The sequence below is a fragment of the Solibacillus sp. CAU 1738 genome, from assembly GCF_039888725.1.
GTDB lineage: Bacteria > Bacillota > Bacilli > Bacillales_A > Planococcaceae > Metasolibacillus.
In genome coordinates, this window is record NZ_JBDQQN010000003.1 from 283,498 (window position 1) to 297,578 (window position 14,081).

The following is a 14,081-nucleotide window of genomic DNA, read 5'->3' on the forward strand; positions in this document are numbered from 1 at the left end:
TAAATGGAGACAAAATTCGGGTATCTGATAGGATTCCGGGTAACCGAGTGGAATATCCGGGTAACAGGAGAGAAAACCCGGGTAAAGGGTCAAACTTTCCTGGTAAATGGAGACAAAATTCGGGTATCTGATAGGATTCCGGGTACCCGAGCGAAATATCCGGGTAACTAGAGGGGAAACCCGGGTAAAGGGTTAAACTTTCCGGGTAAATGGAGGCAAAATCCGGGTATCTGATAGGATTCCGGGTACCCCAACCAAGAGATACTATTTCACCTAAGTAAAAACCCCTTGCTATAAGCAAGGGGTGGGCAATCTATTCTACTCCTGGTCCAACTCCACTGTTTTCCCAGTTGTAAACCAATCTTGTACATTCCAAATTTTTGTTACTAAACCATCATAGAATTCCGGTTCATGGGATACGAGAATGATTGTGCCTTTAAAAGCTTTCATTGCTCGCTTCAATTCTTCCTTCGCGTCAACATCTAAGTGGTTCGTCGGCTCGTCAAAGATTAAGCAGTTTGCTTCATCTAACATGAGCTTACATAAACGAACTTTCGCTTGCTCGCCCCCAGATAGTGAGTTGAGTGGGCGTGTAATATGATCTGTTTTAAGACCTGCACGAGCAAGGGCTGCACGAACTTGTGCCTGTTCCATTGAAGGGAACGCATTCCACACATCATCAATTGGTGTAATTTTATCAGCCTTTACTTCCTGTTCGAAGTAAGAAGGGGATAAATAATCGCCAAGAATCACTTTACCGCCAAGTGGTTGGATCTTGCCAAGCATTGTTTTCAGAAGTGTTGATTTCCCGATTCCGTTCATGCCGACTAATGCGATTTTTTCACCGCGCTCAATTTGGAATGAAAGTGGAGGTAGTAACGGTTTGTCTTTATCATAGCCGATCAATAAATTTTCCGCCTCGACAACGTAGCGGCTCGGTGTACGCGCTTCTTTAAATCCAAACTCTGGTTTTACGGCAGTTTCAGGACGATCAATGCGGTCTAGGCGGTCTAATTGCTTCGCTCGTGATTTTGCACGACCTGTCGTTGAATAACGCGCTTTATTTTTCGCGATGAAATCCTCTTGCTTTTTAATAAACTCCTGCTGCTTTTCATATGCATCGATGTGCTGACGTTTATTAATTTCTGCAAGCTCTAAAAACTTCTCATACGTCGCTGTATAACGAGTTAATTTAGAAAATTCTAATTGGAAAATAACGTCTACTGTTTCATTCATAAATTCCGTATCATGAGAAATTAATAAAAAGGCATGTGGATAATTTTTTAAGTAGTTTTTCAGCCACGTAACATGCTCTTCATCTAAATAGTTTGTCGGTTCATCTAGTAATAATACTTTTGGTTTCTCAAGTAAAAGCTTTGCTAATAAAACTTTCGTACGCTGACCACCAGAAAGGGCAGCAACATCACGATCTAGGCCAATTGCATCTAAACCAAGACCACGCGCTACTTCTTCAATTTTCATATCTAAAGTATAGAAATCACCTGCATCAAGTGCATCTTGTACTTCTGCCATATCCTCAAGTAACTTTTCTAATTCCTCTGGTGTAGCATCGCCCATTTTTGCGGCGATTTCGTTTAGCTCTTCTTCCTTTTTATATAATGGAAGGAAGGCATCACGTAGTGCATCACGCATTGAGCGGCCTGGTGTTAACACAGTATGCTGATCTAAATAGCCGTAATGCGTGCCAGGTAACCATTCTACTTTTCCTGTATCGTGGATTTGTTGACCTGTAATAATGCCCATTAATGTGGATTTACCGACACCATTTGCTCCAACAAGCCCGATATGATCGCCCTCAACTAGACGGAATGAAACGTCTTTAAAAAGCGTACGATCACCAAATGAGTGACCTAAATTTTCAACTGTTAAAATTGCCATATATGTTCCTCCAATAGTTTATATATATTTTTCGTATAATGAATTTTTTTCTGTATTTTTGGAAGAATGCCTTTTTATATAAATACAACTTCCATTGATTGCGTAGCCTTTACCTAGCTTACTTTTCTAGAAATGTCTGTAGATAAATAAAATTTGAGATTAGATAAATAACCTCACGGATTAGATAAATAACTTTCTGGTTTAGATAAATACCCTCATGGATTAGATAAATACCCACGTAAATTAGATAAATACCGCCCCACAGCACATGAAAATCACGAAACAGAAGTCACCCGTTTCAAAAACGGCAACCGTATCGATTCTATCTGTATTTCATCACAAAAAAACTCGCGGGTTTACAACGCCGCGAGCTGTTTATTCAGTTCTGCAAGTCGTGCTTCCATATTTTCAAGACGCGTCAATGCTTGTTTTACAGAGTCTGCATGGCCAAGTGACTCGAGCTTCTCCATATCCCCTTGCAAATTCACGTAGTCCATTTTTAATTCGGCGATTTCTTGCTTTAATTGGTCTTTAGTTAGCATAAATGGGAACCTACCTTCAAAAATTGTCTACTCTCCATTTTAGCACAAGCAAAGCCTTTCACTCAAATGTGGATAATTTGATGACGTGCATAAGCAAGGTCTAGTAAAAGGTTTTGTAAAATTTCATTATTTGACTGAATATCAAGCGACTGCTGTTTATAAATTGCGCGCTCGCGACGTGCGTCATGCAATATAAATTCCATAACCGCATTTTGAATTGAAGATTGCTTCATTTTACGACCAAGACCTAAATGCACGAAGCCATTCAATTCACGATTAAAGGCATGCACAAGCTCGCGTTCATTTTGTGCAGCTGTAATGCACGCAATGCCGACAGTAGCAACTTTATACGGTGTATAGTTAGCATTACAAATAACAATATCAGCTGTTGGGAGTAGGGATAGTAGTGCGTTAGGCTGTTTATGAATCGATGTGTGGCGGCGGCTAAGTACCATCATTTGCAAATCTTCAACAGAATGGCGATACTCTGCATCAATAGCTATAGAAATTTTCAGTGGGATGTGTAGTTGAGTTAAGTGGCGTAAAGTACGATATGTTAAATTGTTGTCGTCCCCGTCTTCAAAAGCAACGACGATATGTGGTAAGTCTTCCTCACACTTGTCCACAACTGTAGCTTGCAGTAAATCGTCACTCACCGCAAATGCGTAGCTACCTGCTAACATATTCGGTGGCATGGCCTCAAGCATTTCCTCAAACAAAGCGACAATATGGCAATCGATGAGTTCCACACCTTCACCACGATCATCAAAATGAACGATTGTTTGGCAAAACGGGCGAATCATTTCGACTTGCTCAATTGTTGAATCATTGCCGTCGTAAACAATTAAATCAACCGATAAATTCCTTATGAATTTTGGTAGCTCGCTATATTTTTCGTATAATACAGGTGTCAATCCAGCGTCGGTGAAAATTTTCAATGCGCGGGGATTATCAGACTTTAGAAAAATAAAAGTGCTCTCTTCTGATAATAATTTTGCTAAAATAGCAGCCCGCTCGAACGGATAATAGCCTTTCCATTCGCTGTATTCCAAAATAAAGGCGATTTTCTTTTTCGGCGCTCTCGTTTCTAATTCATTTCGCAAAAAATATCCCATCCTTTCCACTTTCTATTTAAATTATGGTGAAAATTCAAGAAGTATGTGTAAAAATTAAAGGAATGATAGAAATAAGAAAGGGGACCTACTATGAAAATGCGTTCTGCCGTCGTTGTAGGGGCTACAGGTCTTGTTGGCTCAGCACTGGTAAAACTATTATGTGAAAGTGAAGAATACGTTGCTGTGACAGTCCTCGCGCGAAAAAAACTAGATTTCAAACACGAAAAATTAATCGTGCGCGTACGGGAATTTGATGAGCTCGCAGAAAAAGATATGGAATTTGCGCATGAAATTTTTTGCTGTCTAGGCACAACAATAAAAAAAGTCGGTTCTCGAGAAATATTTGAAAAAGTCGATGTTGAGTATCCTGTCCGAATAGGGGCTATGGCGAAAAACCGAGGTGTCCAGCATATGATTGTTATTTCAGCAATGGGCGCAAGTGAAAAATCATTTGCATATTATAATCGTGTTAAAGGGAAGCTAGAAAAAGAACTTATAGAATTAGATTTACCACAACTATCCATTGTCCGTCCTACTTTACTCGTTGGAAAACGTAACGAATTCCGGCTAGGAGAAAAAATAGGGGAGCTAGCCTTTACATTGGTGAATCCTTTATTACTTGGTCCATTAAAACGCTACCGCTCTATACAAGCAGACCAAGTAGCGCTTGCGATGAAAATAATTGCACTACACGGCAAAAAGGACAAAGTGGCGATTTACTCATCAAAAGAGCTAGCTGACATGCAAATGCCTGTACAGGAAGACAAGGAAGAAATAGAGAGTGAACGTTATTTTGACTGGAATAAACGGAAGCCAGACGAACTTGCACCACTCGATGATGAGATTGTTTTTGATAAAAATAAACTTAAAAAGCTCGAAGTCGACAAAGATACGACGAAAGACTGAAATTATTGTTTTTAAAATCAGTACCCTATTCGACAAAGGTTGCATCTGTTACAATAATGACGAAGTATTTCAGCATAATGATTTTTATCCTAACATTTATGCTGTTTCAATATTAGGTGTATTAACAGAATAATGGAGGAATCATTTAATGAAAATTTTACTCGTTGATGGCACAGTTTTCGGCCACAAAACAGGTGCAGTCCTGCAACAAGTTGAAAAATATATTAAACAATTCAATAGCGAGCTGGAGCTAGAAATTTTATATTTCTCAGATTTAAAGCATCAAATTTTAGATGGTAGCCCGCTGAATGAAGATATGAAAATGATGATACAAAAATTTGAAGAGGCAGACGGCTACGTAATCGCTTCACCTATTTTCCAAGCGTCTATTCCAGGCGTTCTAAAAAACGCTTTCGATATGATTAGCCCGAAAGCAATGCGCTACAAACCAGTTGCTATGGTTGCCAATGGTGGTACGTATCAGCACCATTTAGTCATTGAAAATCAATTAAAACCAATTTTAGATTACTTCCGCTGCCTGGTGACGCCAAACTATGTGTACACACACGCGGATCATTTCGATGCCGATAACAAAATTATCGACAAAGATGTGCACGAACGCTTACAAGAGCTAGCGCGCGTATTCGTCCAGTATTGCGAAATGAGCAAAACGCTGTGCAAGCAACCGATTGATACACCTTGATGGAAGTATGTATTTAAGGTGAAAATAAAAGTAAGAACATGAAACCCACTCGTTTTAAAAAAATGAGTGGGTTTTAGTTTGAATTTGAAATAAAGTCGTACCGTTGATAAAAAAGTTGAGCCTAAATGTTATTGTTTCGGTTTTTCTTCTTCTACGAACGGGAAATCGGAAGGAATTAATAAATAATTTAATACAAAATTAGTTAAATGATTCTTTTCTTCACTGTTATTATTATATTAATCGACCCTTTGTTAATACTAGAATTTGAAATAGGATATTGCAAAATAACAGAAACATAGGAGGTATGAAATTTGAAGATCAAAAGAATAGATCATGTGGGTGTAATCGTAAACGATCTCTCCGCCGCTAAAGAGTTTTTTCTCGATTTTGGACTTGAGGTGAAAGGGGAATGGGAAATGGAAGGAGAGTTGATGGGATATGCAATTGGTCTTAATGACGCTAAAGTAGCGTGTGTAGGATTGGGAACGCCAGACGGTCAGACATGGATAGAGCTAATCAAGTTTTATACGCCGTCAGATGAAAAAGGTATTCAGCAAACTTTTGCAAATACACTGGGTATCCGACATATTGCATTTACTGTTGAAGATATTGCAGCTGTTGTTGCCAAATTGAAAAAGAAGGGTACGGAAATCTTTAGTGAGATACAGCAATATGAAAAAAGTTATAAATTATGTTACGTTCGTGGTCCAGAGGGAATTATTTTGGAGTTAGCTGAGGAAATCAAATAAGTAATGTTAATTAAAATGAAAGTACGACTCTTTGTTACTTTCTGGTTTGAAACTAACAGGTGCCTTAGTGGAACTAGCGGCATTAAAATAATCGAACTTTTTTATAAAAAAATCGTACCTAACTAAAAAGAAACTCCATTTTGATCAATCTTTTTTCAAAATGGAGTTTTTCTATTTTCGATTATTAAGGCTTAAATCACATTAAGGTAAGTATTCGTTTTGCTGTCTATTTAAAAAGGAGTGCCGATATAGGCTACGCTATCATTTGATACTTCAACTACATCATTAATCGCAAATTTTTCAAACAATCCGGTTAACTCATTTATATAAGCTTCAAACTGCGGATCACCTTTTTTCAGTGAATAGGAACCGGATAAACAGCGCTGCAAAAATGTTTCTTTTGTAAAGTAAAGTGGATTCGGATACTTTTCAACGACAAAATTGTTATTGAAAAAAGTAGCAATACTAGCGTCTTCTTGTTGTATACCGCCGCTAAAGCCGTAAAAGTCAGGACAATATTTCTTGAAAATCGCATATGTCTCTTTGTTAATCGCTGCTTTTTCATCTCGCATATTCCAAATTAAAAAGACGCGACCTTTTGGCTTTAAAATGCGCGCACACTCTTTTTGAAAAGCAGTTGGATCAAACCAATGAAAAGCTTGTGCAACCGTAATCGCATCAACAGACTCATTAGGTAGTGTCGTAGCCGCATCCGACCCTTTTACGATTTGTAGTGTTGTATACTGCTGAAGCTCCTGCTGTGCCGTGTTGCGCATATCATCATTCGGCTCTACTGCAATCACGCGACTTCCTCTTTGCAATAATTGCTTCGTTAGCTTCCCAGTTCCAGAGCCAATATCAGCAATTACTGACTGTGATGTTAACCCGTAGTTAGTATAAACACTATCCAATAATGCCTGGGCATACGAAGGACGACCAGCCTCATAGTGCTGCGCTTTTCCTGTGAATTTATTAGTAGGTTTCATATAATATCCAGCCTCCTCTTTGTGTCCATTTAAGACTTTTTAAACCAAAATATAGTTTAACTTATTTTGTATAAATTGGAAATGGTGAGTTGGTGTTTGTAGAAGGTCTGTACTACTATTTTGAATAGTAAAAAGAAGAAATTATTCCTCGACTAAGTAATGATAAATATCATATTGCACTGGCTGTTCTAAAACCATATTCATAGTCACAACAGGTAGTCGTTTTCCGTTTTTATCTGGCATAGTTTCATTTGCTGCAGTTTCAACTAGAACTTCTGTTTTTCCTAAGTAATAAAAGTCTGTGCCCTCACCATCGTCTTTTTTTACAAAAAGATGAATACTATTCCCGATTTCTTTATGGTTTAAAACTGCTTTTACTTCGTTCGAATCAATTGTTAAACGATTTCGAGTAAACCATCTAAATAAATCAGGAGATAAAAATTCGTCACCGTAAGCTTGACTTGTTTCTATTTCATCTTTTTTATGATACGTAACAAAGAGTGGGGTTGTATTATATTTTGTACGGTATCCATAAATCGTAGAAGAGGCATCCTTTTCCCAATTTAAAAGTCGGCACACATCCCGACGAGAATATTTTTTGTACAAAGTTAATGGTTTTGAACCATCATACTCTTTACATTTTTCAAAGGCACATTTTAATATATCTTCTATGAAAAACTTGAATTTTTCATTTTTTAGACTTTGTCGAATGTCTGCGTTAAATTGATATGAATTACCATCGAAAAACACAATCGGTTTTTCGCCAAATTTTTTAAAATCATTTTGTACATGGAAAGTTAGTGCAAATATAACTTCCACCGATTTTAATGTTTCCGAATCATAAAATGTCCCAGTTTTTTTTAATGCTTCGATGTATTGATCTTTTGTTACAGAATGTTGGGTAAGCAAGAACTTTATTAATATCAGTTCATGTATACGTTTGCCGTTTATAAACTCTTTTGAAATAAATGTTAATATAGCAGATTCATAAGCCGTAAATGAAAATACTTCTTCCTTCATTTTCAATAAAAACTGATAATAGTTATCTGCATAATCGATTAACACTTCCGGATCAAGTGAGTTTTGTTCTATGAAATCCATTAGCATTGGAATTCGATTAATTCGGTTTTTAACTTCAATATAGGAATCACGTAGCGTTTTTAATTTCGATAGATTTGTATTATTAATTGCTTCAAAAATTCGTTTCTTCGCTACTTCTTCAAAGTTAATAGTTGAAACACCTTGAATATAATCCGTGTTTACTGTATTGCGGCGTACATTGTCCTTATTCATGGAGCGGTCACCCGAAAGTGCAATCGGAATCAAGAAATTGTTTTTATAATTTCCGATAAAATCTATAATTGTGACAAATTCTTTTTCGTTATGCTTTCTTAGACCGCGGCCAAGCTGTTGAATAAAAATAATACTAGACTGTGTTTGACGTAGCATTACGATTTGGTTAATAAATGGGATGTCGATACCTTCATTAAAAATATCAACAGTTAGTATATATTGTAGTTCACCTTTTTCAAGGAGCGAAATAGCTTCCTCACGTTCATCTTGCGAATGATCTCCTGTTAGTGCAATGGTGTTATAACCGTACATATTTAGAATGGAAGATAGTTTATGTGCCTCATCCTTAGAGCTACAGAACATTAGACCACGAACTTTTTCTCCTGAAAATCCATAGTAAGAAATCTTTTCGATAATATGGTCTACTCGTTCTTTCGCAATCAAATGTTGAAGCTCTGCAGTTTCTGAAATTACTTCACCATTAACTTCATAATCGGTAACTCCAAAATAATGGAACGGGCAAAGCATATCTTCCTCAAGTGCTTCTTGTAAGCGAATTTCGTAGGCGATATTATAATCAAATAGCTCGAATATATTAAAGTTGTCTGTACGTTCAGGTGTCGCAGTCATACCAAGAAAAAATTGAGGTTCAAAGTAGTGAATAACTTTTGTATATGTATCCGCTCCTGCTCGGTGAACTTCGTCAATTAATACATAATCAAAATGGTCTTTTGCAAATTGCTGCAAATAAGCATCACGAGAGATCGTTTGAATCGTTGCGAATAAATATCGGGCATGTAAATCCTTAGAATTACCAGATAAAATGCCGAAATCTTCTTCATTACCACCTAAAATTTTTCTGTAATCAGCCATCGCTTTTTTTAGAATTTGCTCGCGGTGTACAATGAAAAGCATTCGCTTTGGGCTAGCATTTCGAACATCAAAGGCAGATAAATAAGTTTTACCTGTGCCAGTCGCTGAAATGATTAATCCTTTTTGAGCCCCGGATGCGCGTAATTCTTTTAGTTGTGTTAATGCCGCTTCTTGCATTTTATTAGGTGTAACTTCTAAGGCTTCACGTAATTTGTTTGTTGTATATAAGGGTGGCGCCTTAACAATTTGTGATGAAAGCTGCTTTGAGAATTCAAAATTATACTGTTGCTGGTAATTCAAAATCCATTCTTCAGTAAGGGGTGTAGCTATTTGCCATGCTTCCTCAAATTGATTTTTAAAATGATGAATGACTTCTCCATCTTCTAATGAAGTTAAAAAAACATTCCATTCAAAATTAGCTTTTAGTGCACTGTCGGTTAAATTAGAGCTTCCTACTATTAACGAATAGTAGTTTTCGTTTTCGAAAATATAGCCTTTTGAATGGAAACCTTTTGCGTCCGATAAACGTACTTCAACATTTGTTAGCTTCAATAGTTCTTTAAACATTTTTGGCTGATTAAAGCTTAAAAACGTAGAAGTAAGGATTCGACCTTGAATTCCTTTTTTCTCTAGTTCGTAGAGCATCGTTTTTAATGTAGCGAGTCCACCTTCTGTAATAAAAGCGACAGAGAAAATAAACGTTTTACACGTTTTGAGTTCTTGTAAAAGTGTTGCTAATACATTTTCATGTTTTCTATTTGTAAGTAACTTCGGTTTAAATTGTGTAGAAACTGGTTTGTATTGATCGATAAAGCCTTTATGTAAGGAATCTTCAAGCTTTTTTCTTAATTGTTCCATCTCTATACCACCGACTTTCGATTGTTATTTTTCTGCAACTAATTTTTCAATTGCAGGAATATCCGCAGGGGCGAAATCAAGTGAGAGTAATTGATCACGCGGTACCCATTTTGTATCAGCATGCTCTAAAGCAGTAGGGACGCCATTTAAAATAATAGACATATATGTTTCAAGTCGTACTATGAATTTTTCATATTCATACGTTGTATCTTCAACTTTTTCTCCAACTGCAATTTCACAGTTAAATTCTTCTTCAATTTCACGTGCAAGTGCTTGCTGAGGTGTTTCATTTTCTTCAATTTTACCACCAGGAAATTCCCAATAATTTGCCAAAGTCATATTAGGACTTCGTAAAGCACAGAAAATTTCCTTCTTATCATTTTCAATAATTGCTCCTACGACGTGTACTGTTTTTTTCATAATAAATCATCCTTCCTATATGAAAGTATTATAACCAACTCTCTTGAAGCGTGCAGCACTAAGTAAAATATTGCTAATTTCTTTACGGTCGGAAAAGTTCTCTATATTGTGTTCAAAAAGGAGTGATTTTCGAGGACCAAAAAGTGGTGGTCAAATTGAGTTTGTTTAAAGAGCATTACAAAGGAGATGTTGAAAATCATATAGTGTATTCATTCAGGATGTTGAATGGGGAGAGAGGAATTTTTCAATTTAAATAAAATACAGCTAATTTTTGCAACCATAAAAGTAACAAATAGTGAAATCAATATACAACTTATTAATAAATAAGTGTCAAAATAAATCTTTTTTCCTGAATGTCACATATTTCAAAATATGTTGTATGTCAAAATCGACAAATGGGAGTTTTGGCGTTTTAAAAGTGTATGCTAGATTTTTTGAAGTTGAAAGATCAAATACTAGCACTGGTTTTATCGTAATGGAGTTATTGTGGATCACATAATTAGGAGAGCAGGAATAACGACATTTGAATCGAAAAAGATCTATTTTTTTGTTTTTTCATCTAAAATGACGATTTTCTAACTCTTTATTTAAGTACTCTTATAGTAAAATTCCCTTCTTTTTATCACAGTGACTATTTAAAGAACGGAGAAAATAAATGAAAAGGGTCATTTTTTAGCGTAATTTCATTTGAAACCTTTTCCAATAATTAGTCGTAAATGAATAAAAGACATTTTTGGTAGGAGGGGTTAACATGACAAATGAAAATGTACAATGTCCGAAATGTGGCTGTACAGAATTCGGATATGGCAAGCAAGGTGGCTATGCAACTGTTAATGCCAATGGAAAGCTGAATCTTGGCAGCCCTATGATGTTTGTTATTTGTACAGACTGTGGGTACGTATTAGAAAGCTATGTTACAAAGCCAAATAAGTTTAAAGGAACAACAAAGTATTAACGGATCGACAAGTCGAAGAGGGGTGATTTGTTGCAATGCTCCACTTTATTTATGATACATATCTAGTTGAAATCGTGTGGCAAAAGGATAATAGAGGCTAATATTGTGTTAGTTTACTAGGTTAAGTGCCGATAACTATACAAACTATTTTTCTTTAGTAAAATGAAAATGATAGTACAAAAGCTTTTAAGTAGGAGGAATCTTCAATGCAAAAGACTTGTAAAAATGCGAAGAAACAGCTGATGGTAGTAGGTGGTGTTGGCCTTTTAGTAGCTGGTTTATTAGATATTAAATATAAAGGGTTAGTATACCAAGCTATTCAAAAAGCAACTTGTATTAATAAATAGTCATTAAACTGTGCCTGTAAGCTGATGTGAGCTTGCAGGCTTTTTTATAATACTGGTATAATTTTACATAATTAAACGCGCTGCATTCTAAAATATATATACGTCAAATGTATAAAAAGGAGGTTCACTATGAAATCTAAAAGTATGAAAAATCATTTCATAACAATAGAAGAACAGAGAAAAAGTCTTTTTCCGACACTTGAATCATTATCGATGACGAAATTATGGGGAAAACCTGAGGAGAATAAATGGTCTATTGGAGAGTCGGTTTATCACTTATTTTTAATAACGAAAATGCTACGAGTTGCAGCAATCATTACCATTCCATGTACAAAATTTTATGCTCAAATGATGAGAAATAAATCATTTGAGCATAGTATTAATGATATTTATAAGGACTATAAAGAAAAACATGGGAAAAATATGAAAGCACCATTTATTTTGAATCCATCCAAAAAAATTTATAAAACTATGAACTTTGTACAATTGAATCAGCTTCTAGTCGATGAAACTTTAAAACTATCGAAAATAGTGGAGAATATTGATGAAGATATCGCAGGACATATCATTTTTTTGGACCCTGTTGCAAACTATCCTAATCTTATTCAAGCGATTCAACTTATAGCTATACATGAAGCACATCATTTTAGAATCATACAAAGAGATCTTGAAGCTATATTAGGGAAAACTGGATAAATACTTAATTAGTTTTTGTTATTCAGAATTATCGTTTCTGCAGGAGCTAAATAAAAACAGCGGTCTAAAAGGAGTAAATAACTCTCTTTAGGATCGCTGTAAATTGTGAATTCCTGGAGTTTAAGCAGTGTCTAGCTTCAGCGCCCAGCCCCTCGAGTTCGCTTCAGGCAAGCAATCGAAAGCGGAAAAGATGCTTCCGTTTGTAGCCTTCCAGCGCTTGTCGGAGCTAAGCAGGGCGCTTGCGCTTTTTTTAAGCCACTACTTCAGTGGTCCCACAGATACAATCGAGAATCTCTTCTGCCACATTATGAGCAAGCTCTAGTTGTGAAGTAAAGCCGACACATGAACAGTTCATTTCTCCTAAAATATAGGCATCCGCACCGGTTGTATCCGTATCTAAAATGAAATCCGCTGTCCAAATTAATGGTAAATCATAGCCGCCAAGTAGCTCCGTAATTTCAGGTAACTGACTTAGGAAACTCGTTACAAGTGTTTCCCATTCTTCTGGTTGGTCATATCGATATTGTGCGCCTGAGAATAATGTCGCACTAAATGCATCTGCTGCATCTGCAGGTTTTTTATGTACAATATTTACCGGTTTATCACGTAGCATGAGTAAACGAATTTCGCCTTCTTTAATGCGTGGTAAAAAGGGCATATCAACGAGCATGCCATTCGCCCCGACGATATATTGTTCACAAAACGTCATAAATGTACCGAGGTCGTGGTATTCTACATGGTTGTCTTTTGCCTCTGTGCATTTAATTTTTGCTGTTAAAGGTACTGTTTTGCTATCAGCTAATTCATCTAATAGTTCAACGCGCCAAATACCTTCCCCTGTAGAGCCGCGATTTTGCTTTAATACTCGAACACTTTGTGCTAAAGAAGAAGGGAAATTTACTTTAAATTCTTCGATTGTATAGTAAGCAAACGTATTTTCAGGAACGAGTGTTGTGTGGCGTAGTTTCACCAGTGCATCTTTTGCACCGTAGCCAATCATCGCATCTGGATGAGGCATACCAATAATACCTACTGCGCATAGCTCGCGCAGCATTTCGAAATACTCGGCTTCATGCTTAAGGTTACCTGGGTTAATTCGAGAAACGTATGCAACTGCATTATTTTTTACATAATCGAAAATTTCATCGCGCTTTTCTAGTTCAAAAAAGATAACTTCTGCATCCTGTCCTCGTTGTTTTAACGCATCGACCATTGGCATTGTGTCTTCACGGTAGCCGTTTAGCCCTTTATCGCTTCCGCCTCGCACTTCGAAAAATACAACTTTATTACTCATGGTATCTACTCCTTTCGAATTATGATTACAAAAATATCATAACCGCTTTTTTTGAAATTCATAGTCCTTAAATGTAAACAAATTGTTAAAGTTTATCTGTTGAAATAATGAAATATTCTCGATATTTATTAATATTGCTTGTTAATATATCGGGTGTAGTCTAATTAGGATATTAATTTGTACGAAAAAACCGTATTTATTAGGTACAAAACCAAAATAAATTTTTAATAAGCATACGAGAGAGACCATAGAAGATAAACCGGAAAGCGAACGCAAGCCGGTGTAAAGCGAACGCAAGCGGGTGGAAAGCGCACGCAAGAAGGGTGGAGGTCCCAAAGTTGCAGTATTACAAACTATCAATAAGAAATAAATTGCTAAAATTGTAATTAAAGAATAGTAGGGAAATGTGAGTTCATATAGAAGTTTATAGTAAGAGAAAATAGAT

At 36.3% G+C, this 14,081-nt stretch carries 13 protein-coding genes; 6 read left to right on the forward strand and 7 right to left on the reverse strand.

Annotated elements, in window-relative coordinates; translation table 11 throughout:
• Window positions 1-318 precede the first annotated feature (318 nt).
• The 3 genes from AAFN87_RS10875 to AAFN87_RS10885 form a co-directional block, all read right to left on the reverse strand.
• Window positions 319-1,899 (reverse strand): ABC-F family ATP-binding cassette domain-containing protein, encoded by a 1,581-nt coding sequence (locus AAFN87_RS10875; protein WP_347791087.1) that lies wholly within the window; start codon window positions 1,897-1,899, stop codon window positions 319-321.
• A gap of 356 nt (window positions 1,900-2,255) precedes the next feature.
• A complete protein-coding gene (locus AAFN87_RS10880; RefSeq protein ID WP_347791088.1) occupies window positions 2,256-2,441 on the reverse strand; it encodes an SE1832 family protein in 186 nt (61 codons plus the stop codon).
• A gap of 62 nt (window positions 2,442-2,503) precedes the next feature.
• On the reverse strand, window positions 2,504-3,544 hold the full coding sequence (locus AAFN87_RS10885) for a CMP-N-acetylneuraminic acid synthetase (protein ID WP_347791089.1): 1,041 nt from the start codon (window positions 3,542-3,544) through the stop codon (window positions 2,504-2,506).
• A 102-nt stretch (window positions 3,545-3,646) separates the two neighbouring features.
• Here AAFN87_RS10885 and AAFN87_RS10890 point away from each other — a divergent pair, with 102 nt between their 5' ends.
• The 3 genes from AAFN87_RS10890 to AAFN87_RS10900 all read left to right on the forward strand — a co-directional run bounded on the left by AAFN87_RS10890 (window position 3,647) and on the right by AAFN87_RS10900 (window position 5,914).
• Window positions 3,647-4,462 carry an NAD(P)H-binding protein gene (locus AAFN87_RS10890; protein ID WP_347791090.1) on the forward strand — a complete coding sequence of 272 codons (816 nt, stop codon included), beginning with the start codon at window positions 3,647-3,649 and terminating at the stop codon, window positions 4,460-4,462.
• A 148-nt stretch (window positions 4,463-4,610) separates the two neighbouring features.
• Window positions 4,611-5,165, forward strand: coding sequence for an NADPH-dependent FMN reductase (locus tag AAFN87_RS10895; RefSeq protein ID WP_347791091.1), 555 nt, complete (start codon window positions 4,611-4,613; stop codon window positions 5,163-5,165).
• A gap of 311 nt (window positions 5,166-5,476) precedes the next feature.
• On the forward strand, window positions 5,477-5,914 hold the full coding sequence (locus AAFN87_RS10900; protein ID WP_347791092.1) for a VOC family protein: 438 nt from the start codon (window positions 5,477-5,479) through the stop codon (window positions 5,912-5,914).
• Between the two features lie 230 nt (window positions 5,915-6,144).
• Here the strand turns inward: AAFN87_RS10900 and AAFN87_RS10905 are convergent, their stop codons facing one another.
• The 3 genes from AAFN87_RS10905 to AAFN87_RS10915 all read right to left on the reverse strand — a co-directional run bounded on the left by AAFN87_RS10905 (window position 6,145) and on the right by AAFN87_RS10915 (window position 10,344).
• Window positions 6,145-6,900 (reverse strand): class I SAM-dependent methyltransferase, encoded by a 756-nt coding sequence (locus AAFN87_RS10905; RefSeq protein WP_347791093.1) that lies wholly within the window; start codon window positions 6,898-6,900, stop codon window positions 6,145-6,147.
• Window positions 6,901-7,041: 141 nt separating this feature from the next.
• The gene (locus AAFN87_RS10910; protein WP_347791094.1) at window positions 7,042-9,924 is read right to left on the reverse strand and encodes a DEAD/DEAH box helicase; all 2,883 of its coding nucleotides are present in this window, start codon (window positions 9,922-9,924) and stop codon (window positions 7,042-7,044) included.
• A gap of 24 nt (window positions 9,925-9,948) precedes the next feature.
• Window positions 9,949-10,344 carry a (deoxy)nucleoside triphosphate pyrophosphohydrolase gene (locus tag AAFN87_RS10915; RefSeq protein WP_347791095.1) on the reverse strand — a complete coding sequence of 132 codons (396 nt, stop codon included), beginning with the start codon at window positions 10,342-10,344 and terminating at the stop codon, window positions 9,949-9,951.
• A 751-nt stretch (window positions 10,345-11,095) separates the two neighbouring features.
• Here AAFN87_RS10915 and AAFN87_RS10920 point away from each other — a divergent pair.
• From AAFN87_RS10920 to AAFN87_RS10930, 3 genes are all read left to right on the forward strand, one after another.
• Complete coding sequence (locus AAFN87_RS10920) at window positions 11,096-11,299, forward strand: transcription initiation factor TFIIIB (RefSeq protein WP_347791096.1); 204 nt, start codon at window positions 11,096-11,098, stop codon at window positions 11,297-11,299.
• A 206-nt stretch (window positions 11,300-11,505) separates the two neighbouring features.
• Window positions 11,506-11,646, forward strand: a complete 141-nt coding sequence (locus AAFN87_RS10925; protein WP_347791097.1) for a hypothetical protein — start codon at window positions 11,506-11,508, stop codon at window positions 11,644-11,646.
• A gap of 129 nt (window positions 11,647-11,775) precedes the next feature.
• Window positions 11,776-12,342, forward strand: coding sequence for a DinB family protein (locus AAFN87_RS10930; protein ID WP_347791098.1), 567 nt, complete (start codon window positions 11,776-11,778; stop codon window positions 12,340-12,342).
• Window positions 12,343-12,592: 250 nt separating this feature from the next.
• Here the strand turns inward: AAFN87_RS10930 and AAFN87_RS10935 are convergent, their stop codons facing one another.
• A complete protein-coding gene (locus AAFN87_RS10935) occupies window positions 12,593-13,636 on the reverse strand; it encodes a Cj0069 family protein (protein ID WP_347791099.1) in 1,044 nt (347 codons plus the stop codon).
• Between the last annotated feature and the right edge of the window lie 445 nt (window positions 13,637-14,081).